We start from the raw sequence: 18,280 nt of genomic DNA, 5'->3' as shown, positions 1-18,280 counted from the left end.
CTCAAGCCGCGCGGCGCGTGCGAACGCGGGCCGGAGGCGCCGCCTGGGTCAAGTCGCTTGTCTGTTGCGTATCAGCGTTAGATGCCACGCGGGTGGCACGCTCGGCTCGCACCTCGCGGAAGGTCCGTCCGCTCGATGCCAGAACCGCTTCTTTCCCGCTGTGCTCCTGCCACCGCAATATGGTCGTGTCGGTGTAAATCGGGTCGAGCTCCATTGCTGCACCCCTGCGTCCAGTATCATCCGCAGCAAGTATCGTAGTGCCGCTTCCGGAGAAGAGATCGAGCACGAGATCCCCACGTTTGGTCGAATCGAGAATGGCATCCTTGACCAACGCCAGCGGCTTGACGGTCGGATGGAGTTCGCGCGCGCGCTTCTGCTCGTGCCCCGAGCCATGCATGCCGCGATAGGTCCAGACGTTGCTGCGGTCGCGGCCGTGCTTACCAAGCTGAACGCGATTGAGGTGCGTCGCCCCCTCGTGCGCGAACAGGAAGATGAGCTCGTGCCGGGATCGGTAAAAGCTCCCCATGCCGCCGAGCCCCTTGTCCCATACGATGAGGTTCAAAAGCTTCAGAGGGTTCTTGTCTGCCGCGTCCAGCATGTGCCGCATGTGGCGGAAATCCATACACATATAGGCAAGGCCGCCTGGCATCAGGCTTTCGCATGCGCGCGCAAATACCTTTTTAAGGAAATCGATGAATTCGTCGTCCGACATCTCGCCGGATGCCATGACGAACTCGCGACTGTCCTTCGACGATGTGACGTTGCCTGCAATGCCCACATTATAGGGAAGATCGCTAAACGTGATTCTTGCTTCCTGGCCGTCCAGTAACCGGGCTACTGTCGCCTTATCGGTGGAGTCGCCACACAAGAGCCGATGGCGGTCAAGCAGCCACAGGTCACCGATCTGGCTGGTTGCAGTCGTAGGCGGCACGATTTTTGGCGAGCGTTCCGGCTCTTCCTGGCACAACACCAGGGCGTCGATCTCAGGATCCACAAAGCCGGTGACGTCGAGATCGAAATCCGGGGCGATCTCAAGAAGTTCCTTGAACTCGAGACTCAGCACCGCGCGGTCCCAGCCGCCAGCGGTCGCAAGCTTGTTCTCAGCCAGCACGAAGGCGCGCTTCTTTTCAGGTGTCAGATGCGAGATGGTGACTACAGGCACCTCAGCGAGACCGAGCTGAATGGCCGCTTCAAGTCGGGCGTTACCCGCGATGATCTTATTTTTCTCATCGACCAGCAAGGGAACCGAAAACCCAAATGTTTCGATGCTCTTTGCTATCTGCGTAATCTGATCTCTGGAATGCGTCCGCGCACGACGACCAAATGCAGCCAATGACGAAGGAGTGACGAAGCGGATTTCGGATGATAGACCAGAAAGGAGGTCGAGCTTCCCCGCCTCCACGAACTGTGGATTGTTCATCATGACGATGACCCCCAAATGAGGAGTCACCTTTGCTATGCTCTGGTTTCGAAAGCGAAAATGTGAGCCACGGCAAGGTGACGGGATTATGGTATGGACTCCGCGCTTTGGCGGGACACTGCCATTATTTTGAGTTGAACCTGAAGCTGGTTCGACTTCCCGTCACGCCATAGGCATACCGCACTTTTGTTGTTGACAACCGCAATGTATGCCCGTGAAGCAGTCCTTCAACCCTGCATACGCTCTTTTCCACGCTGCTGCGGAACTTTTCCATCCCTGGTGTAAATTGGCCATTTGACGATGCAATGGCCCGTCGCACGAGGGCGGGCAGCGGGCTTGCCGCATCAGCGCCATGCTCCAGAGCTTACCCAACCCTGTTTAATTCTGTATTTTGAGCATGAAGCGTCGCGAATAATGGGCAGATCGCAGTTCGGTACTGCGCCCTCATGGACCGGAGAATATCTCCCGATTGGCCTGCAGAAACCTCATCCACCAGGTTTCTCTGCTACGCAATTCACGCGCGGCGCTACGCGAAACTCGCGGGAATGCGGGCACTATCTGGCGCGCTTCCCAGATGACCACAGATACAAAGGACTGTGTGGCGGAGAGGGTGGGATTCGAACCCACGGTACCGTTGCCGGCACGCCGCATTTCGAGTGCGGTGCATTCGACCACTCTGCCACCTCTCCGCGAGGATGCTCGGCGGGCGTCCCTAGACACCCCCTGGGCGGGTCGAGGGCGCGCCTCTAACGGGTTCGTCGGGACGTGGCAAGCGCTCCGCGCGCTTGTGCGATGCGCAAACGGCATTAAATTATCCGTCATGCCCCGCCACGACAGCGTCCTGCCTGCCACCCCAGCCGAGATTACCGCCCCGCCGATCGCGCATGCTCGCTTCTCGATCGGCGACGTGGTCCGCCATCGCCTGTTCGATTTCCGCGGCGTCATCTTCGACGTCGACCCGGTCTTCGCCAACACCGAGGAATGGTATGAGGCGATTCCAGAGGACGCGCGACCGCGCAAGGACCAGCCCTTCTACCATCTGCTCGCCGAGAGTATCGAATCGAGCTACACCGCCTACGTCAGCCAGCAGAATCTAGTGCCCGACGACAGCGACGAGCCGATCGACCACCCCGCCATCGCCGGGCTGTTCTCGGACTATGTCGACGGCCGCTACGCGCTGCGCCGCGAGCACCGGCACTGAGTGTTTCGACCGCGCCGATTTCGCCACCATCGGCGGTTGACAGCGCCGCCATTCTTCCTTAGCTGCCGCGCTTCATCCCGCCGAAGGCATGCCTTCGCGCGGTCATATGTTTATTGGGAAGTGACAAGAGCCATGTTCGCTATCGTGCGCACGGGCGGCAAGCAGTATCGCGTCGCCGCCGGAGACAAGATCGTCGTCGAAAAGCTGGACGGCGAAGCCGGCGCGTCGATCACGCTGGGTGACGTCCTGCTCGCGGGCGAAGGCTCGGAGCTGAAGAGCGTCGAGGGTCTGACCGTCGCCGCCGAGATCATCGCACAGGCGAAGGGCGAGAAGGTCATCGTCTTCAAGAAGCGCCGTCGTCACAATTATCGCCGCCGCAACGGCCATCGCCAGAACCACACGATCCTCAAGATCGTGTCGGTCGGCTGATCCGTACGCGCGAACCAGGAGTAGAGCAGCATGGCACATAAGAAAGCAGGCGGTTCGTCGCGCAACGGTCGTGATTCGGCCGGCCGTCGCCTTGGCGTGAAGAAGTTCGGTGGTCAGGAAGCGATCGCCGGCAACATCCTCGTCCGTCAGCGCGGTACGAAGTTCTACCCGGGCCGCAACGTCGGCATGGGCAAGGACCACACCCTTTTTGCGCTCGTCGACGGCCGCGTGGCGTTCCACGAGGGCAAGCTCGGCCGCAAATTCTGCTCGGTCGAGATTATGGCCGAGGCGGCTGAATAACATCGGGCGACCAACCGGGTTGCCCACCAGGCTGACCCGGTCGCACCGCCCAGGCGGTGCCAACCAGACAAGGGAGGCGGGTCACCCCGGCTCCCTTTTTTCGTGCTCCCTCAACCCTGTCGCCGCCGCGTCACAGACGCGTGGCAGCGGCACGCATGAGGAGAGCGACGAGCATGTTCGCCAGAACCAAGAGACTGACCCTGCGGCCCGGCTGGCCGGAGGATGCCCCTGCGCTGAGCCGGGCGATCGGACACGAAGCGGTGGCGCGGATGCTGAGCCACGTCCCCTTCCCCTATGACGAGGCAGCGGCGTCGGCCTTTCTGTCCAGCCCGCGCGGCGCCCACGAACCGCGCTTCCAGATCGTCTGCCACGACGGCGAAACGCCGGCGCTGATCGGCGGCATCGGCATCACACGATATGATCACGGGCCCGAGCTCGGCTATTGGCTGACCCCGTCGGCCTGGGGGCGCGGCTATGCCACCGAGGCGGGCCGCGCCGTGATCGACATGGCGCGGCACGCGCTGCCGTTCGCGCGGCTGGGCGCCTGGCATTATGCCGACAATCCCGCATCCGGTCGCGTGCTGCGCAAGCTCGGCTTCCAACCGACCGGCCGGACCGCGCTGAAGCGTTCGCCCGCGCGCGCCGACGCGGCAACGAGCCTCGAATATGCGCTCGACCTGACGGCGGACGACTCCAAACCGATGCCGATCGCGGCCTGACCGCCCCCTCCCTTCGGGGAGGGGACATCGCCCCTTACGTTCCGCGCCCTTGCCCGCTACGCCGCTGCTCGTGCCGACGCCCAAGCGCCTGTCCCCGGAAGCCTCTCGCGATCGCGCGCTCGACGCGGCGCGCCGGCTCCTCGTCGCCGAGGGGCCGCAAGCGGTGACGCTGAAGGCGGTGGCGGCGGAGATCGGCCGCACCCACGCCAATCTGCTTCATCATTTCGGTTCGGCGGCGGGGCTGCAGCAGGCGCTGATCGCGCGGATGGCGAGCGCCATCTCCGCCGCGATCCGGGCGCGTATCGCCGAAACACCAGCCGACGAGCGCGACCCGGCCGGGATCGTCGAACTGGTCTTCGACGCGTTCGACAGGGATGGGGCGGGTGCGCTTGCCAGCTGGATGATCCTGACCGGCAACCAGGATGCGCTCGACCCGATTCTCGCCGCGATCCACGGCCTGGTTGACGAACTCGCCGTCGATCTCGCCCCCCGCCCCCGGCCCATCGCCGAGGAAACGCTGCAGCTGATGCTGATGGCGCTCGGCGATGCGCTGCTCGGCGCGCCGATCGCCCGCGCGCTCGGCCTACCGCGCCGCACGGCTCGGGACATCGCGGCCGACGCCCTGCGCCAGCCGCTCGGCTGACACTGGCCTTGCCGCCGCGGCACGCTAAAGAGACGTCATGCATTTCCTTGACCAAGCCAAGATTTTCGTCCGTTCCGGCGGGGGCGGCCCCGGCGCCGTCAGCTTCCGGCGCGAAAAGTTCATCGAATATGGCGGCCCCGACGGCGGCAACGGCGGCAAGGGCGGCGACATCGTCTTCGAGGCGGTGGCCGGCCTCAACACGCTGATCGACTTCCGCTACACCCAGCATTTTCGCGCGCCGCGCGGCCAGGGCGGCTCGGGCAGCAACCGGACCGGCGCCGGCGGCGACGATCTGGTCATCAAGGTCCCGGTCGGCACGCAGGTCCTGTCGGAAGACAAGGAAGAGGTGCTGCTTGATTTCACCCGCGTCGGCCAGCGCGCGGTGTTCCTGCGCGGCGGTGATGGCGGTCGCGGCAACGCCAGCTACAAGACCTCGACCAACCGTACGCCGCGCCAGCACGGCACTGGCTGGCCTTACCAGGAAGCGTGGGTGTGGCTGCGGCTGAAGCTGCTCGCCGATGCCGGGCTCGTCGGTCTGCCCAATGCGGGCAAGTCGACCTTCATCAACGCGGTGACCAATGCGCAGGCGAAGGTCGGCGCCTATGCCTTCACCACGACCCGGCCGCAGCTGGGCGTGGTCCGCCACCACAATCGCGAGTTCGTCGTCGCCGATATTCCCGGCCTGATCGAGGGCGCGGCGGACGGTGCCGGCATCGGCGACCGTTTCCTCGGCCATATCGAGCGCTGTCGCGTGCTGCTCCACCTCGTTGACGCCAATGATGAGGATGTCGCCGAAAGCTATCGCATCGTCCGTGACGAGCTGGAGGCGTATGGCGCCGGCCTGGCCGACAAGCCGCAGGTGATCGCCCTCAATAAGATCGACACGCTCGACGACGAGCTGGTCGAGGCGCTATCCGCCGAGCTCGCCGCGGCAAGCGGCGCCGATGTGATTCCGCTGTCGGGTGCGGCGGGCACCGGTGTCGACTGGGTGCTCGACCGGCTACTCGAGGCGATCGGCCCGGCCGCCGAGACCCCGGTCAGCGACGACGGCGAAGAAGATACGGTGGAATGGTCGCCCTTATAGCCATACCACCAATTTGCGTACGCTTCCGGTCGATCAAAGCGCTGCATTGTTGATCTGGATCACGATGAACCGTATCCAATTCGGTTAGATGCTTCGGTGATCGCATCCGGAGCGGAGTGTGCGCGTGTGAACGACCTTGATGCCAGACGGATGATGCGCCTCCATCTCGATCAGGCGCTCGCTTTGGCATTGGCACTCGACGAGACGCTGCTCGTTGCCTTGATCACCGAGGCTTCGGAATATTGCGAGGCACACGGCTTCGGTGCGCTGACCACCGGCATTCCTTCGTCCTCGCTGCAGTAACGGCGCGGCACCGACGGTGCCGCCACCCCTTGGAGTCGGTCGACAAAGCGGGCAAAGGCGGGCGGCCATGCTGTTCGCGCCCGCCGTCTGCCCCCGCCTGATCGTGAAAGTCGGCTCCGCGTTGCTGGTCGGCGCCGAGGGGGATGTGCGACGGCCATGGCTGGCCACCCTGGTCGCCGACATCGCCGCGCGGATGCGCGAGGGGCAGCAGGTCGCGATCGTATCCTCGGGCGCGATCGCCCTCGGGGCTCGCCGGCTCGGCCTTACGAAAGGCGGTCGTGCCAGCCTGGAAGACGCGCAGGCCGCCGCTGCGACGGGTCAGATCGCGCTCAGCCAGACCTGGGCGGAATTGCTCGGCCTGCATGGCCTGACGGCGGCACAGATGCTGGTCACGCTTGCCGATCTGGAGGATCGCCGCCGCTATCTCAACGCCGCCGCCACGCTCGGCCGGCTGCTCGGCCTGGGCGTCGTGCCGGTCATCAACGAGAATGACAGCGTCGCTACCGAGGAGATCCGCTTCGGCGACAACGACCGTCTTGCGGCGCGTGTCGCGCAGGCGGCGGGTGCCAGCGGTGTCGTGTTGCTGTCCGACGTCGACGGACTGTACGACGCCAATCCGCACATCCATCCGGCCGCACGGCATATCGCGCGGGTCGAGCGGATCAACGCGGTCGCCGGCATGGCCGACCGCGGCTCCGCCTCCGGTATGGGATCGGGCGGCATGGTATCCAAGGTCGAGGCGGCACGGATCGCCACCGCGGCGGGTGCCGCGCTTGCTATTGCCTCCGGTCGGGTCGATCATCCGCTCGCCGGCGAGCCGCGGCACACGCTGTTCGTCGCCGAGCGAACCGCGTCGGCCCGCAAGGCTTGGCTTGCTGGCGGCTTGACCGCCGCCGGCAGCATCCATGTCGACGCCGGTGCCGCGGCGGCGCTGGTACAGGGCGGCAGCCTGCTCGCCGCCGGCGCGACGCGCGTAGAAGGTGATTTCGCGCGGGGCGACCTGGTCACGATCGAGGGGCCGAACGGCCGCCTCGCACGCGGCTTGGCGGAATATGACGCGGCCGAAACCGCGCGCCTGCTCGGCCGCCGGACGGAGGAGCAAACGGACATCCTCGGCTATGCCCCCCGCGCCGCGCTGGTCCACCGCAACCATCTGGCGCTGCTGTGATGCGCCCCGGCTTTTCGTCGTCCCCGTGCTTTGCACGTCCATCGCCGCCGTTGGCGTGTCCGGATCCCCGCCTACACGGGCGTGACGGCACCAGGATTGCGGGCCGATGACCACCTTCGCCATCACTGGCGCCACCGGGTTCGTCGGACGCGTGCTGGTCGACCGCGCACTCGCCGCCGGCCACCACGTCCGCGCCCTCACCCGGCGTGCTCAGCCGGCACGCGACGGTGTCACCTGGGTGGAGGGGGCGTTGGATCGTCCCGGCAGCCTCGCCGATCTCGTCGCGGGCAGCGACGCGGTGATCCATGTCGCCGGCGTTGTCAGCGCACCGGATCGCGCGGGCTTCGTCGCCGGCAACGTCGATGGCACCCGCACCATGATCGCCGCGACGCAGGCGGCGGGTATCGCCCGCTTCGTCCACGTCTCCTCCCTTTCGGCGCGGGAGCCGCAGCTGTCGCTCTACGGCTGGTCGAAGCGCGAGAGCGAGGCGCTGGTCGCGGCCTCGCCGCTCGACTGGACGATCGTCCGCCCGACCGGCGTCTACGGCGCCGGCGACATGGAGATGCGCGACATGTTCCGCCTCGCCCGCTTCGGGCTGGCGCTGCTGCCGCCGCCGGGCAAGGTGTCGCTGATCGCGGTCGAGGATCTTGCCCGACTGCTCCTGACGCTCGCGGAGCGGAGCGGGCCCCGCGCCATATTGGAGGCGGACGACGGCCATGTCCTCACCCATGCCGAAATGGCGCGGCTGATCGGCCGAGCGGTCGGGCGGCGTGTCTGGCCGATCCATCTGCCCGCTGCCGGCCTGCGCCTCGGCGCGGCGCTCGATCGTCGGCTGCGCGGCACGGCGGCCAAGCTAACCGCCGACCGCGTCGGCTACCTCTGCCACGGCGACTGGACTGCCGATCCCGCCCGCCGCCCGCCTCCAGCGCTGTGGACCGCTACCACGACCACCGCCGACGGCCTCGCCGCCACCGCCCGGTGGTATCGCGCCAACGGCCTGCTATAGCCGCAACCCTGCCGTAATTGCCTGCCAACGGAACATCATCATGACCGACCGCACCCAGATCCTCGACACCATCAAGGCCCAGATCGAACCCTTCAACAAGAAGGGCGTCGCGCTGACCGACGCCACCACCTTCCAGGGCGACCTGGAATGGGACAGCCTGACGGTGATGGATTTCGTCGCCGCGATCGAGGACGAATTCGACATCATCATCACGATGAACATGCAGGCCGAGATCGAGAATATCGGCCAGCTCGCCGATGCCGTCGTCAAGCTGAAGGCGCAGGCATGACCGAGACGGGCCTGCAGCCGGAGGTGCCGAGCCCGCTGGTCAGCGACGCCCCGCGCGACCTGATGAGCAAGTTCGACGGGCTGATTGCCGAGCGTCAGGCGCTGATCGACACCGGCGTCACCGATCCCTTCGCGATCGTCATGGAACAGGTGAAGAGCCCGACCGAGGCGGTGATCGCCGGCCGGGACACGATCCTGCTCGGCACCTACAATTACATGGGCATGACGTTCGATCCCGACGTCGTCGCCGCCGGCCATGCCGCGCTCGACCAGTTCGGATCGGGCACCAACGGCAGCCGCATGCTCAACGGCACCTTCCGCGACCACATGGCGGTGGAACAGGCGCTGCGCGATTTCTACGGCGTGTCGGGCGCGATCGTCTTCTCGACCGGCTATATGGCCAATCTCGGCATGATCTCGACGGTCGCCGGCAAGGGCGACTACGTAATCCTCGACGCCGACAGCCACGCCTCGATCTACGACGGCTGCAAACAGGGCTATGCGGAGATCGTCCGCTTCCGCCACAACGACGTCGCCGACCTCGACAAGCGGCTCGGCCGCCTGCCCAAGGATGCCGGCAAGCTCGTCGTGCTCGAGGGCGTCTATTCGATGCTCGGCGACATTGCGCCGCTCAAGGAGATGGTCGCCGTCGCCAAGAAGCATGGCGCGATGGTGCTCAGCGACGAAGCGCATTCGATGGGCTTCTTCGGCCCCAACGGCCGCGGCGTCTATGAGGATCAGGGCCTGGAAGGCGATGTCGACTTCGTCGTCGGCACCTTCTCCAAATCGGTCGGCACCGTCGGCGGCTTCTGCGTCTCGAACCATCCGAAGTTCGAGGCGATCCGCCTCGCCTGCCGCCCCTATATCTTCACCGCCTCGCTGCCGCCGTCGGTGGTCGCCACGGCAGAGGCGTCGATCCGCAAGCTGATGACCGCGCATGGCAAGCGGGCGCAGCTCTGGTCCAATGCGCGTCGCCTGCACGGCGGCCTGAAACAACTGGGCTTCCGGCTCGGCACCGAGAATCCGGACAGCGCGATCGTCGCGGTGATCCTGGATGACCAGATGCAGGCGGTGGCGATGTGGCAGGCGCTGCTCGAGGCGGGCGTCTACGTCAACATGGCGCGGCCGCCGGCGACGCCGGCCGGCACCTTCCTGCTGCGCTGCTCGCTGTGCGCCGAGCATAGCGACGCGCAGATCGACACCGTGCTCGGCCATTTCCGCGCCGCGGGTCAGGCCGTGGGCGCGATCGGCTGAGCCGCCGGCCCCGGCTTCCCAGCGACGGGAGGTTGGGGTAGCATCCTTGCCGTGACGCGGGACGAGGCCGAACCGCTGGCCCGGGGGGGCCAAGCCGCCTGGCGCACCATCACGCTGGTCGTGATGGGGTTGCTGGGTGCGCTCGTGCTGGCCGGGCTGATCGTGACGCTCGGCAATGCCAACCGGCAGCGCGACCGGGCGCTGCGGCTGCAGGCGCACAGCTATGACGTGATGATCCTGGCGCGGACGCTGGCGGGATCGATCGCCCAGTCCGAAGCGGCGCTCGGCCGGTACGTGATCAGCGGCGACACCGCCCTCGGCCAGATCTATTACGACAAATGGCGGCTGGCGGGCACCCAGCTCGACCGGCTCGACGATCTCGTCATGCCCAGCCGGACGCAAAGCCGCCGCGTCGACCATCTCCGCGACGCCTATGAGGATCGCGGCAAGGAACTGTCGCTGATCGCGCTCAGCACCACCTACAAGAAGAATGCGCAGGCGCTCGCCCGCTTCTACAAGGCGCGACAGTCCGCCAGCCTCAACGACATCGACCGAACGCTCAACCGGATCATCGACGGCGAGCGCGCCCTGCTCGACGCGCGCACCGCCGACGCGATGCGCACGGTGCAGCGGTCGAACCGGCTAGCGGCGGTGCTGGCGCTCTTCGGCGTACTCATCGTCGTCGGCGCCTTGCTGCTCGGCTGGTTCATCATCCGCGCGATCGGCGAACGGGCCGTCGCCCGTGCGGAGGCGACGGCGGCGCAGCAGCGGGCCGAGGAACTCGCCGCCGCGGTGTCGCGTGCCACCGAGGATCTGCGCGTCCAGGAAGCGAAGCTGCGCCAGGTCCAGAAGATGGAGGCGGTCGGCCAGTTGACCGGCGGCATTGCTCACGATTTCAACAACATGCTCGCGGTGGTGCTGGGCGGACTGGAACTGGCGCGGCGCAGCGTCGAGCACGATCCGGCCGCTGCCCGCCGCCACCTCGACAATGCCACCGATGGTGCCGACCGCGCCGCTGCGCTGACCCGCCGCCTGCTCGCCTTCAGCCGCGAGGAGTCCTTGAAGCCGGAGTCGCTCGATGCGGCGGGACTGGTCGCGGGTATGTCGGAATTGCTCGACCGGACGCTCGGCGACGCGATCACCGTGACCACGCAGGACGCGGCCTGCGGCTGGCGGGTGCGTGCCGACCGGGTGCAGTTGGAGAATGCGGTGCTCAACCTCGCGGTCAATGCCCGCGACGCAATGAACGGGCGCGGCACGCTGACCGTGGCCACCGGCACCGCGACGCTGAACGCGGGCGAGGTCGGCGAATGCCGCGCCGGCGACCACGTCACGATCGCGGTCACCGATACCGGCACCGGCATCCCGCCGGAGATCATCGACCGCGTCTTCGAACCGTTCTTCACCACCAAGGCGGTCGGCAAGGGAACCGGCCTCGGCCTCAGCCAGATCTTCGCGCTCGTCCGCCAACTGGGCGGCGCGATGGCGATCGACAGCGTCGTCGGCCGCGGCACGACGGTGACGCTCTTCCTGCCGCGCGATACCAGCGTCGCCCCCGCCGCCGCCCCCTCGCCCGCCGCCGCCGCTCCGGTCGATCGCGGCGAGACGCTGCACGTGCTGGTCGTCGAAGACGATCCGCGCGTGCTTGCCGCCACCGTCGCCGCGCTTGCCGAACTGGGCCATCTGCCGGTGCCGTGCGACGAGCCTGGCAAGGCGGCGGCGCTGCTGGCCGAACATGACGACATCGACCTGATCATTTCCGACGTGCTGATGCCCGGCCAGACCGGTCCCGAACTGATCGCCGCGCTCGCCCCGCAGGTGCCGCACGTCGCCGTGCTGTTCGTCACCGGCTTCGCGGGCGAGGCCAATGCCAGCGAGTTCGGCGACCATCAGGTACTGCGCAAGCCGTTCACGCTGTCGGGGCTGGACCGTGCGATCAGCGCCGCGATGGCACGCGAACGGCCGGACGCGCCGCATCGGATCGCGGCGGAATAGCCGCCCCCTCTGCGGCAGCGGAACGGTATTTTTAGCTGGCGCGTCTAGCCTGCAATCCTATACGCCTGCCCTTCCCGTTCCGGCCCGAGCCCCTTCCCGCATGAAATCCATCGACCGCTACATGGCCAGGCTGATCGCGTTGCCGCTGATCTCGACGCTGACCATCGCGGCCATGCTGCTGGTGCTCGACCGCATCCGTCGCCTGTTCGACTTCGTCGCGACGCAGGGGGGCCCGATCAGCGTCGTGTGGCGGATGCTCGCCAATCTGCTGCCGGAATATCTCGGCCTCGGTATTCCGATCGGCCTGCTGCTCGGCATCCTGCTCGCCTTCCGCCGCCTCGCCGCCAATTCGGAGCTCGACGTGCTACGCGCGGTTGGCGTCAGCTACACGCGGCTGCTCCGCGTGCCATACATGTACGCGATCGTCCTCGCCGCGCTTAACATCGCGATCGTCGGCTTCGTCCAGCCGCAGGCGCGTTATTATTACGAGCAATTGCGCTTCGAATTGCGCACCGGCGCGCTCGGCGCCTCGATCAAGGTCGGCGAGTTCACCCATTTCGGTAGCCAGATGACGCTGCGCATCGAGCAGAGCCACGACCGCGGTCGTCAACTCGAGGGCATCTTCGTCCATGTCGAGAACAAAGGCACCAGCTATTCGGTGACCGCGCAGAGCGGCCAGTTCCTGGCGACGGACGATCCCAATACGATCATCTTCCGCCTGACCAACGGCACGCTGGTGCACAAGGCGCCGAATTTCCAGGTGCCGCGTGTGCTGACCTTCACCTCACACGACTTGCCGATCCCGCTGCCGAAATATGAGAGCTTCCGGCGTCGCGGCGGTCGCAATCTCGAATTCACGCTGCCCGAACTCGCCAAGCTCGGCCATCGCGCGGCGAGCGAGGAACAGCGCGACAGCACGCGGTCGGAATTCCACTTCCGCCTGGTCGAGGTGGCAACCATGTTCCTGTTGCCGCTGCTCGCCATAGCCTTGGGCGTGCCGCCGAAGCGATCATCGTCGGGTGTCGGCGTCTTCCTGGCGATCGTGATGATCGTCGCCTATCACAAGGTCAACGAATACGCCGCCTCGATCGGCGAGCTCGGCCGGATCGACCCGCTGATCGCGCTGTGGACGCCGTTCCTGATCTTCGCCGGGCTGATCCTCTGGATGTACTATACGATCGCCTATGTCCCCGGCGGCCAGCCGATCGGCGCGATCGAGCGCGCCTTCGGCAAGGTCGGCAAGGTCATCGTCCGCTACATTCCCGGCCGCAACCGCAAGAAGGGCACGGCATGAACGCCTTCTTCCCGTCGCGCGTCGTGTCCTGGTACATGGCGCGGCTGTTCTTCACGCGGACGTTCGGCCTGCTCGCCGCGCTGGTGCTGATCCTGCAGACGCTCGACCTGCTCGGCGAATCGGGCAACATCCTCGCCCATCCCGGCAACACGCAAGCGCAGGTGTGGACCTATGTCACGCTGCGCGCGCCGCAGATCATCGCCTTTCTGCTGCCCTTTTCGGTGCTGCTCGGCGCGATCGCGACCTTTTTCACGATGAATCAGAACAGCGAGATCATCGCACTGAAGGCGGCGGGCCTGTCGGCGCATCAGGTGCTCGCGCCGCTGCTCGTCGCCAGCCTTGGCGTGGCGATCTTCAGCTTCGCGTTCAACGAACGGATCGTCACCCGCGCCACCGCGACGCTCGACCAGTGGAAGGCGGTGGAATATGGCGCGCTGCCGATCGACCGCGGCGACCGGTCCAACGTCTGGGTGCGCGACGGCGACGATCTGATCGCGGTCGGCCAGGTCCGCGGCCGCGGCAATGCGGTGCAGCTCGGCAACGTCACCGTCTACGACCGCACCGGCGGCAACCTCGTCTCGATCATCACCGCGCCGCGCGGCCGCCGGGTCGGCAACGGCTGGCAGATCGCCCCCGCCACCCGCTTCGACGTCGCCACCGCGCGCCAGCGGGCGATCGGCACCGCCATCGTCGCGCCCGGTGTCCGTCCCGATCAATTCACCCTGGGCGAGGTCAATCCCGACGGCCTGTCCTTCCCCGCGCTGGAGGCAGCGATCGGCGACCTGCGCGACGCCGGCCGGCCGACCAAGTCGCTCGAGAGCACGCTGTGGCACAAATTGTCCGGGCCGCTGTCCGCGGTGCTGATGCCGCTGCTCGGCGCCGTCGCAGCGTTCGGCATCGCCCGTTCGGGCCAGCTGTTCATCCGCGCCGTGATCGGCATGGCGCTCGGCTTCGCCTACTTCGTCGCGGACAATTTCGCGCTGGCGATGGGCAATCTCGGCGCCTACCCGCCGTTCCTCGCCGCCTGGGCGCCATTTCTGCTGTTCCTGCTGATCGGCGAAGCGGTGCTGATCCGCACCGAGGAATAGCCCCAGCGGCTCACGGCACCGATAACGTTTCCGGCGCCGGCTGCGGATAGCGCGTCATCAGCGCCCGGGTCAGCCGACGGCCGAGCTCGCCCGGCGCATCGGCCCGCGTGCCCTCGACCTGCGCGGTCAGTGCCTTGCCCGTCCACACGACACGACCATCCTTACGCGACACGATGCTGAGCGTCAGCGTCGACACCATCAGCTCGTGAATCTGCTGCTTGTTGGTCGGCAGCGTGACGCGCAGGCCCGCACCCCAATTGGCGACCCCGGCGCTCGACGCGATCGCACTGCCCGGTGCGGTGACCGGACCCTGCGCATGGCGCGTCAGCGAAACGCGCGCGGTATAGCGCCCCACGCCCTGGCCGGGCAGCACGAGGAAGCTCGCCCCCGCCAGCGCGTCGCCCACCCCCTCGGCCAGCAAGGCTGCCTCGGGCGGGCTGACCGGCGTATCGGGGGCGACGGCGACGGTGATCGTCCCGGCGCCCGATGCGGCATTGTCTGCCGCAGCCTGTGCCGCCAACGCGATAAAGATCACGATGCCCGCCATTGATCCCGCGCCTTTCGATCCGGCCGGGCGAAACGCCGCAGCCGTCACCGTCATTCTAGGCGGGACGGACGATCCCGACCATCGAATTAGCGCGCGACCAGCGTGCTCCGTACGATCTTGTGCACAAGGCCGGGCAGGCCCGCGTAGCTCGCCTTATGGTAGGGCGAGCCCGCTTCCAGCGCCGCGGTGATGCGGCGATGCGCCTCGCCGAGCGAGTGATAGGGCAGCGCCGGGATCAGATGGTGCAGCGCATGGTAGCGCAGGCCGACCGGCGCCCACAGAGCCGGCAACAGCGCCGGCGGCGGCACATTGACCGAATCGAGATATTGGCCGGTGACGGTCATCGGCTCGCCGTCATTCTCCCACAGATGCGCCACCAGGGTACGGACCTGATTGACCACCGCAACCGTCGATCCGATCGCCAGCGCGATCAGCACGCCGCGCAGCGAGAAAACGCCGGTGGCGGTCAGCACGACGATCGCGATCGCCCACAGGCTGGCGGCCGTCTCGGTACGGTTCCACAGCGCCAGCGCCTCGCCCTCCGGTGCGCGGCGGCGAAATTGCGGGTTGATCGCCAGCGCCGAATAGCGCTCGCGCACGATCGTCCGCAGTCGCGGCGACAGCAGCGACAGGGGCGACAGGATGGCGAAGCGGATCAGCAGGCCGATCGGCGCCAACGCCGAGATGACGACGAACGCCGGCAGCGTCCACGGCTTCATCAGCGCCAGCGGCAGATATTCCGGATCCTCGACCGTGCCGTAGCGGGTCTTGGCGTGGTGCAGGTTATGCACGCCCTCGTACATGAAGCTCGGCGTCAGCATCGGCACGCCGACCAGCGCGTTCCAGCCGGCGCGGAAGCCCGGCACGCTGCTGTGCTTCATATGGCTGACTTCGTGGATGAAGCTTTCCGCACGATAGAGCGCCAGCGCGGCGATCACCGCCGCCAGCACCACCCAGCCGGCACCCGACACCGTCACCGCCGCCACCAAGGCGCCATAGCCGACGATGACCGAGGCGATCATGTCCGCCCAATAGACGCGGGGACGCGGCGCGATCAGATCGCGCGTCAGTTCCGCCGCGGTGCGCAGCATCGCCTTGTCGTCGGCGATCCGGATCGTCTTGGCGCGCGCGCCCTCCGCCGCGGGGGCGGTATCGCGTGCGAGGGAAAGGGTGCTGTCCATGACCTGTGCCATTGCCTGCAGATAGTGGCGACAGCGTGGCATTTACAGGCGCGACGCCCGTAGGTCCGCGCAAGTTTTCGATCACTGATGACGCAATCGTCACTCGCTTGCCCGCGGCTTCGTGCTAGATGCGCCCGGCGCCGGAGGAGGGAAAGACGATGGCCAGCAACGTGACGATCCGCCCTGTAGTGACGAAGAAGGACCGCAAGGCCTTCGTCGACCTGCCTTTTCGTCTGTATCGCGACGATCCGCACTGGGTCCCACCGCTGAAGGGTGAAGCCCTCGGCCTGATTACTCCCGAAAAGAACGGCTGGTACAGCCACGCCAAGGCGCAATTGTTCCTCGCCGAAGAGGGCGGTCGCGTCGTCGGACGCATCTCCGCGCATATCGATACGCTGGCGCTGACCATGCCGGCCGAACAGGGGTTCGGCCCCGGCGTCGGCCAATGGGGCCTGATGGATGCGGAGCGCGAGGACATTTTCGTCGCCCTGCTCGCCCAAGCGGAAGGCTGGCTGCGCGAACAGGGCATGAACCGCGCGCTCGGCCCGATCTCTCAGTCGATCTGGGAAGAGCCGGGCCTGCTGGTCCAGGGCTTCGACCATAGTCCGACGATCATGATGGGCCACGCCCGTCCTGAATATCAGGGTTGGGTGGAGCGCGCCGGCTACGGCGTGGTCAAGACGCTCTACACCTACGAGCTCGACATCACGCAGGAATTCCCGCCGATCGTGAAGCGGATCATCAAGTCCGGCGAGAACAATCCGCGCATCACCGTGCGCGAGGTCGACAAGAGCAAGTTCGACCAGGAAGCGGCGATCATCCTCGGCATCCTCAACGATGCGTGGAGCGACAATTGGGGTTTCGTGCCGTTGACCCCGCCCGAGATCAAGGACGTCGGCGTCAAGCTGAAGCCGATCGTGTTCAACGACCTGATCCGCATCGCCGAACTGGACGGCAAGCCGGTCGCGTTCATGATCACCCTGCCCGATCTCAACGAGCCGCTGAAGCCGCTGGGCGGCAGCCTGTTGCCCTTCGGCTGGGCGAAGCTGCTGTTGTGGCTGCGCAAGCCGAAGGTGCGGACGATGCGCGTGCCGTTGATGGGCGTCGTTAAGGAGCTGCAATCGTCGCGTATGGCGAGCCAGCTCGCCTTCATGATGATCGAGTATATCCGCCGCGCGTCGGTGGAGCGTTACGGTGCGAGCCGAGGCGAGATCGGCTGGATCCTCGAGGACAATCAGGGGATGCGCTCGATCGCCGAGACGATCCAGAGCCGCGTCAACAAGACCTATGTGATCTACGAAAAGGCGTTGTGACTTTTCCAACCGTCATGCCGGACTAGTTCCGGCATCCACCCGTCCGCGTAAGCCAAGGCTGCTGCGTGTGCACAGCGGTGGATGCCGGAACAAGTCCGGCATGACGAACAGCGCCTACACCGTGAAGCTTTCCCCGCAGCCGCAGGCGCCCTTGGCGTTCGGATTGTTGAACACAAAGCCGGCGGTGAAATCGTCCTCGACCCAGTCCATCGTCGACCCAACGAGATACAGGATCGAGCCGCCGTCGACGTAGAGCGTGCCGCCCGGCGTCTCGATCCGCTCGTCGAACGGCTTGGCCTCGGTGACGTAATCGACCGAATAGGCGAGCCCCGAACAACCGCGCCGCGGCGTCGACAGCTTGACGCCGTTCGCACCTTCCGGCGCGCGCGCCATCAGCTCGGTGATCCGCGCCTCGGCGCTCTCGGTCAGGATCAGCGGCGCCGGCCGCTGGCGTAAGGTGGTCATCTCTTCTTCTCCAAGCCCCTCCCCTTCAGGAGAGGGGTAGGGGGTGGGGCGTCGCCGCAAGGAATGCGCTCGCGGACAGCCCCCACCCCAACCCCTCCCCTGAAGGGGAGGGGCTTAATGCTCACAACATCCCCAATTCCAGCTTCGCCTCGTCGGACATCTTCTGCGGGTCCCAAGGCGGGTCCCAGACCAGATTGACGTCCGCCACCGCGATCCCCGGCACCGATCCGACGCGCAGCTCGACCTCGCCCGGCATCGATTCCGCCACCGGGCAATGCGGCGTGGTCAGCGTCATCGTCACCGCGGCATGGCCCTGCTCGGTCACCTCGACGCCGTAGATCAGGCCGAGATCGTAGATGTTCACCGGGATCTCGGGATCGTAGATCTCCTTCAGCGCCTCGATCACGCTTTCGTACAGCGCGCCGCCCGGCTCGTTCGCCGCATCGCCCGCCGGCTTTTGCTGCAGGAAGCCCGACAGATAGTCGCGTTCGCGCGGTGCGCCGGCGGCGTCCTCGACGCGCGCGCGCGGCGGCGCTGCCACCGCTTCCACCTCTTCGACCCGGATCGTGTCGCTCATCCGAA

At 66.6% G+C, this 18,280-nt stretch carries 20 protein-coding genes and 1 tRNA gene; 15 read left to right on the top strand and 6 right to left on the bottom strand.

Annotated features, from left to right (window positions below):
* Position 1: 1 nt before the first annotated feature.
* Both ACU5AX_RS12970 and ACU5AX_RS12965 read right to left on the bottom strand, forming a co-directional pair.
* Entirely contained in the window at positions 2-1,438 is a 1,437-nt protein-coding gene (locus ACU5AX_RS12970; RefSeq protein WP_446691257.1) for a site-specific DNA-methyltransferase, read from the bottom strand.
* Positions 1,439-2,019: 581 nt separating this feature from the next.
* Positions 2,020-2,109, bottom strand: a tRNA-Ser gene (locus ACU5AX_RS12965).
* A gap of 131 nt (positions 2,110-2,240) precedes the next feature.
* On the opposite strand from ACU5AX_RS12965, the gene hspQ reads away from it, so the two are divergent.
* The 14 genes from hspQ to lptG all read left to right on the top strand — a co-directional run bounded on the left by hspQ (position 2,241) and on the right by lptG (position 14,192).
* Positions 2,241-2,621 carry a heat shock protein HspQ gene (hspQ, locus tag ACU5AX_RS12960; RefSeq protein WP_446691256.1) on the top strand — a complete coding sequence of 127 codons (381 nt, stop codon included), beginning with the start codon at positions 2,241-2,243 and terminating at the stop codon, positions 2,619-2,621.
* Positions 2,622-2,753: 132 nt separating this feature from the next.
* The gene (gene rplU, locus ACU5AX_RS12955) at positions 2,754-3,050 is read left to right on the top strand and encodes a 50S ribosomal protein L21 (RefSeq protein WP_198354593.1); all 297 of its coding nucleotides are present in this window, start codon (positions 2,754-2,756) and stop codon (positions 3,048-3,050) included.
* Between the two features lie 30 nt (positions 3,051-3,080).
* Entirely contained in the window at positions 3,081-3,350 is a 270-nt protein-coding gene (gene rpmA / locus ACU5AX_RS12950) for a 50S ribosomal protein L27 (protein ID WP_198354592.1), read from the top strand.
* Between the two features lie 173 nt (positions 3,351-3,523).
* Complete coding sequence (locus tag ACU5AX_RS12945; protein ID WP_446691255.1) at positions 3,524-4,069, top strand: GNAT family N-acetyltransferase; 546 nt, start codon at positions 3,524-3,526, stop codon at positions 4,067-4,069.
* 49 nt (positions 4,070-4,118) lie between these two features.
* A complete protein-coding gene (locus tag ACU5AX_RS12940) occupies positions 4,119-4,712 on the top strand; it encodes a TetR/AcrR family transcriptional regulator (protein WP_446691254.1) in 594 nt (197 codons plus the stop codon).
* Positions 4,713-4,749: 37 nt separating this feature from the next.
* Positions 4,750-5,796 (top strand): GTPase ObgE, encoded by a 1,047-nt coding sequence (obgE, locus tag ACU5AX_RS12935; RefSeq protein WP_446691253.1) that lies wholly within the window; start codon positions 4,750-4,752, stop codon positions 5,794-5,796.
* Between the two features lie 150 nt (positions 5,797-5,946).
* On the top strand, positions 5,947-6,099 hold the full coding sequence (locus ACU5AX_RS12930; protein WP_446691252.1) for a hypothetical protein: 153 nt from the start codon (positions 5,947-5,949) through the stop codon (positions 6,097-6,099).
* Positions 6,100-6,166: 67 nt separating this feature from the next.
* Complete coding sequence (proB, locus tag ACU5AX_RS12925) at positions 6,167-7,267, top strand: glutamate 5-kinase (protein WP_446691251.1); 1,101 nt, start codon at positions 6,167-6,169, stop codon at positions 7,265-7,267.
* A 106-nt stretch (positions 7,268-7,373) separates the two neighbouring features.
* A complete protein-coding gene (locus tag ACU5AX_RS12920) occupies positions 7,374-8,273 on the top strand; it encodes an SDR family oxidoreductase (protein ID WP_446691250.1) in 900 nt (299 codons plus the stop codon).
* A 40-nt stretch (positions 8,274-8,313) separates the two neighbouring features.
* Positions 8,314-8,562, top strand: a complete 249-nt coding sequence (locus tag ACU5AX_RS12915) for an acyl carrier protein (protein ID WP_198354585.1) — start codon at positions 8,314-8,316, stop codon at positions 8,560-8,562.
* Positions 8,559-9,815: a serine palmitoyltransferase gene (gene spt / locus ACU5AX_RS12910; protein ID WP_446691249.1), complete on the top strand. Its 1,257-nt coding sequence runs from the start codon at positions 8,559-8,561 to the stop codon at positions 9,813-9,815. Before ACU5AX_RS12915 ends, spt begins: the two co-directional genes overlap by 4 nt.
* 123 nt (positions 9,816-9,938) lie before the next feature.
* On the top strand, positions 9,939-11,810 hold the full coding sequence (locus ACU5AX_RS12905; protein WP_446691336.1) for an ATP-binding protein: 1,872 nt from the start codon (positions 9,939-9,941) through the stop codon (positions 11,808-11,810).
* Positions 11,811-11,910: 100 nt separating this feature from the next.
* On the top strand, positions 11,911-13,104 hold the full coding sequence (gene lptF, locus ACU5AX_RS12900; RefSeq protein ID WP_198354583.1) for an LPS export ABC transporter permease LptF: 1,194 nt from the start codon (positions 11,911-11,913) through the stop codon (positions 13,102-13,104).
* On the top strand, positions 13,101-14,192 hold the full coding sequence (gene lptG, locus ACU5AX_RS12895; protein WP_198354582.1) for an LPS export ABC transporter permease LptG: 1,092 nt from the start codon (positions 13,101-13,103) through the stop codon (positions 14,190-14,192). The genes lptF and lptG overlap by 4 nt, the downstream gene beginning before the upstream one ends.
* A 10-nt stretch (positions 14,193-14,202) precedes the next feature.
* Here the strand turns inward: lptG and ACU5AX_RS12890 are convergent, their stop codons facing one another.
* Both ACU5AX_RS12890 and ACU5AX_RS12885 read right to left on the bottom strand, forming a co-directional pair.
* The gene (locus tag ACU5AX_RS12890; RefSeq protein WP_446691248.1) at positions 14,203-14,739 is read right to left on the bottom strand and encodes a hypothetical protein; all 537 of its coding nucleotides are present in this window, start codon (positions 14,737-14,739) and stop codon (positions 14,203-14,205) included.
* Between the two features lie 86 nt (positions 14,740-14,825).
* On the bottom strand, positions 14,826-15,920 hold the full coding sequence (locus tag ACU5AX_RS12885; RefSeq protein WP_198354887.1) for a fatty acid desaturase family protein: 1,095 nt from the start codon (positions 15,918-15,920) through the stop codon (positions 14,826-14,828).
* 158 nt (positions 15,921-16,078) lie between these two features.
* Between ACU5AX_RS12885 and ACU5AX_RS12880 the strand changes: the two genes are divergently transcribed.
* Positions 16,079-17,233, top strand: coding sequence for an N-acetyltransferase (locus ACU5AX_RS12880; protein WP_446691247.1), 1,155 nt, complete (start codon positions 16,079-16,081; stop codon positions 17,231-17,233).
* Positions 17,234-17,347: 114 nt separating this feature from the next.
* Here ACU5AX_RS12880 and ACU5AX_RS12875 read toward each other — a convergent pair whose 3' ends face one another.
* Positions 17,348-17,698 (bottom strand): HesB/IscA family protein, encoded by a 351-nt coding sequence (locus ACU5AX_RS12875; RefSeq protein WP_446691246.1) that lies wholly within the window; start codon positions 17,696-17,698, stop codon positions 17,348-17,350.
* 121 nt (positions 17,699-17,819) lie between these two features.
* Positions 17,820-18,275: an SUF system Fe-S cluster assembly protein gene (locus ACU5AX_RS12870; protein WP_446691245.1), complete on the bottom strand. Its 456-nt coding sequence runs from the start codon at positions 18,273-18,275 to the stop codon at positions 17,820-17,822.
* Positions 18,276-18,280: the final 5 nt, after the last annotated feature.

Source organism: Sphingomonas benefaciens (genome assembly GCF_052907485.1).
Note: the sequence above shows the minus strand (reverse complement) of the source record. Positions and strands in the feature narration are given on the sequence as shown.

Bases quoted from the DNA above. Each gene is read 5' to 3' on its own strand.
- hspQ (WP_446691256.1), top strand. From the start codon at position 2,241: ATGCCCCGCCACGACAGCGTCCTGCCTGCCACCCCAGCCGAGATTACC.
- rplU (WP_198354593.1), top strand. From the start codon at position 2,754: ATGTTCGCTATCGTGCGCACGGGCGGCAAGCAGTATCGCGTCGCCGCC.
- rpmA (WP_198354592.1), top strand. From the start codon at position 3,081: ATGGCACATAAGAAAGCAGGCGGTTCGTCGCGCAACGGTCGTGATTCG.
- ACU5AX_RS12945 (WP_446691255.1), top strand. From the start codon at position 3,524: ATGTTCGCCAGAACCAAGAGACTGACCCTGCGGCCCGGCTGGCCGGAG.
- obgE (WP_446691253.1), top strand. From the start codon at position 4,750: ATGCATTTCCTTGACCAAGCCAAGATTTTCGTCCGTTCCGGCGGGGGC.
- ACU5AX_RS12930 (WP_446691252.1), top strand. From the start codon at position 5,947: ATGATGCGCCTCCATCTCGATCAGGCGCTCGCTTTGGCATTGGCACTC.
- proB (WP_446691251.1), top strand. From the start codon at position 6,167: ATGCTGTTCGCGCCCGCCGTCTGCCCCCGCCTGATCGTGAAAGTCGGC.
- ACU5AX_RS12920 (WP_446691250.1), top strand. From the start codon at position 7,374: ATGACCACCTTCGCCATCACTGGCGCCACCGGGTTCGTCGGACGCGTG.
- ACU5AX_RS12915 (WP_198354585.1), top strand. From the start codon at position 8,314: ATGACCGACCGCACCCAGATCCTCGACACCATCAAGGCCCAGATCGAA.
- spt (WP_446691249.1), top strand. From the start codon at position 8,559: ATGACCGAGACGGGCCTGCAGCCGGAGGTGCCGAGCCCGCTGGTCAGC.
- ACU5AX_RS12905 (WP_446691336.1), top strand. From the start codon at position 9,939: ATGGGGTTGCTGGGTGCGCTCGTGCTGGCCGGGCTGATCGTGACGCTC.
- lptF (WP_198354583.1), top strand. From the start codon at position 11,911: ATGAAATCCATCGACCGCTACATGGCCAGGCTGATCGCGTTGCCGCTG.
- lptG (WP_198354582.1), top strand. From the start codon at position 13,101: ATGAACGCCTTCTTCCCGTCGCGCGTCGTGTCCTGGTACATGGCGCGG.
- ACU5AX_RS12890 (WP_446691248.1), bottom strand. From the start codon at position 14,739: ATGGCGGGCATCGTGATCTTTATCGCGTTGGCGGCACAGGCTGCGGCA.
- ACU5AX_RS12885 (WP_198354887.1), bottom strand. From the start codon at position 15,920: ATGGACAGCACCCTTTCCCTCGCACGCGATACCGCCCCCGCGGCGGAG.
- ACU5AX_RS12880 (WP_446691247.1), top strand. From the start codon at position 16,079: ATGGCCAGCAACGTGACGATCCGCCCTGTAGTGACGAAGAAGGACCGC.
- ACU5AX_RS12875 (WP_446691246.1), bottom strand. From the start codon at position 17,698: ATGACCACCTTACGCCAGCGGCCGGCGCCGCTGATCCTGACCGAGAGC.
- ACU5AX_RS12870 (WP_446691245.1), bottom strand. From the start codon at position 18,275: ATGAGCGACACGATCCGGGTCGAAGAGGTGGAAGCGGTGGCAGCGCCG.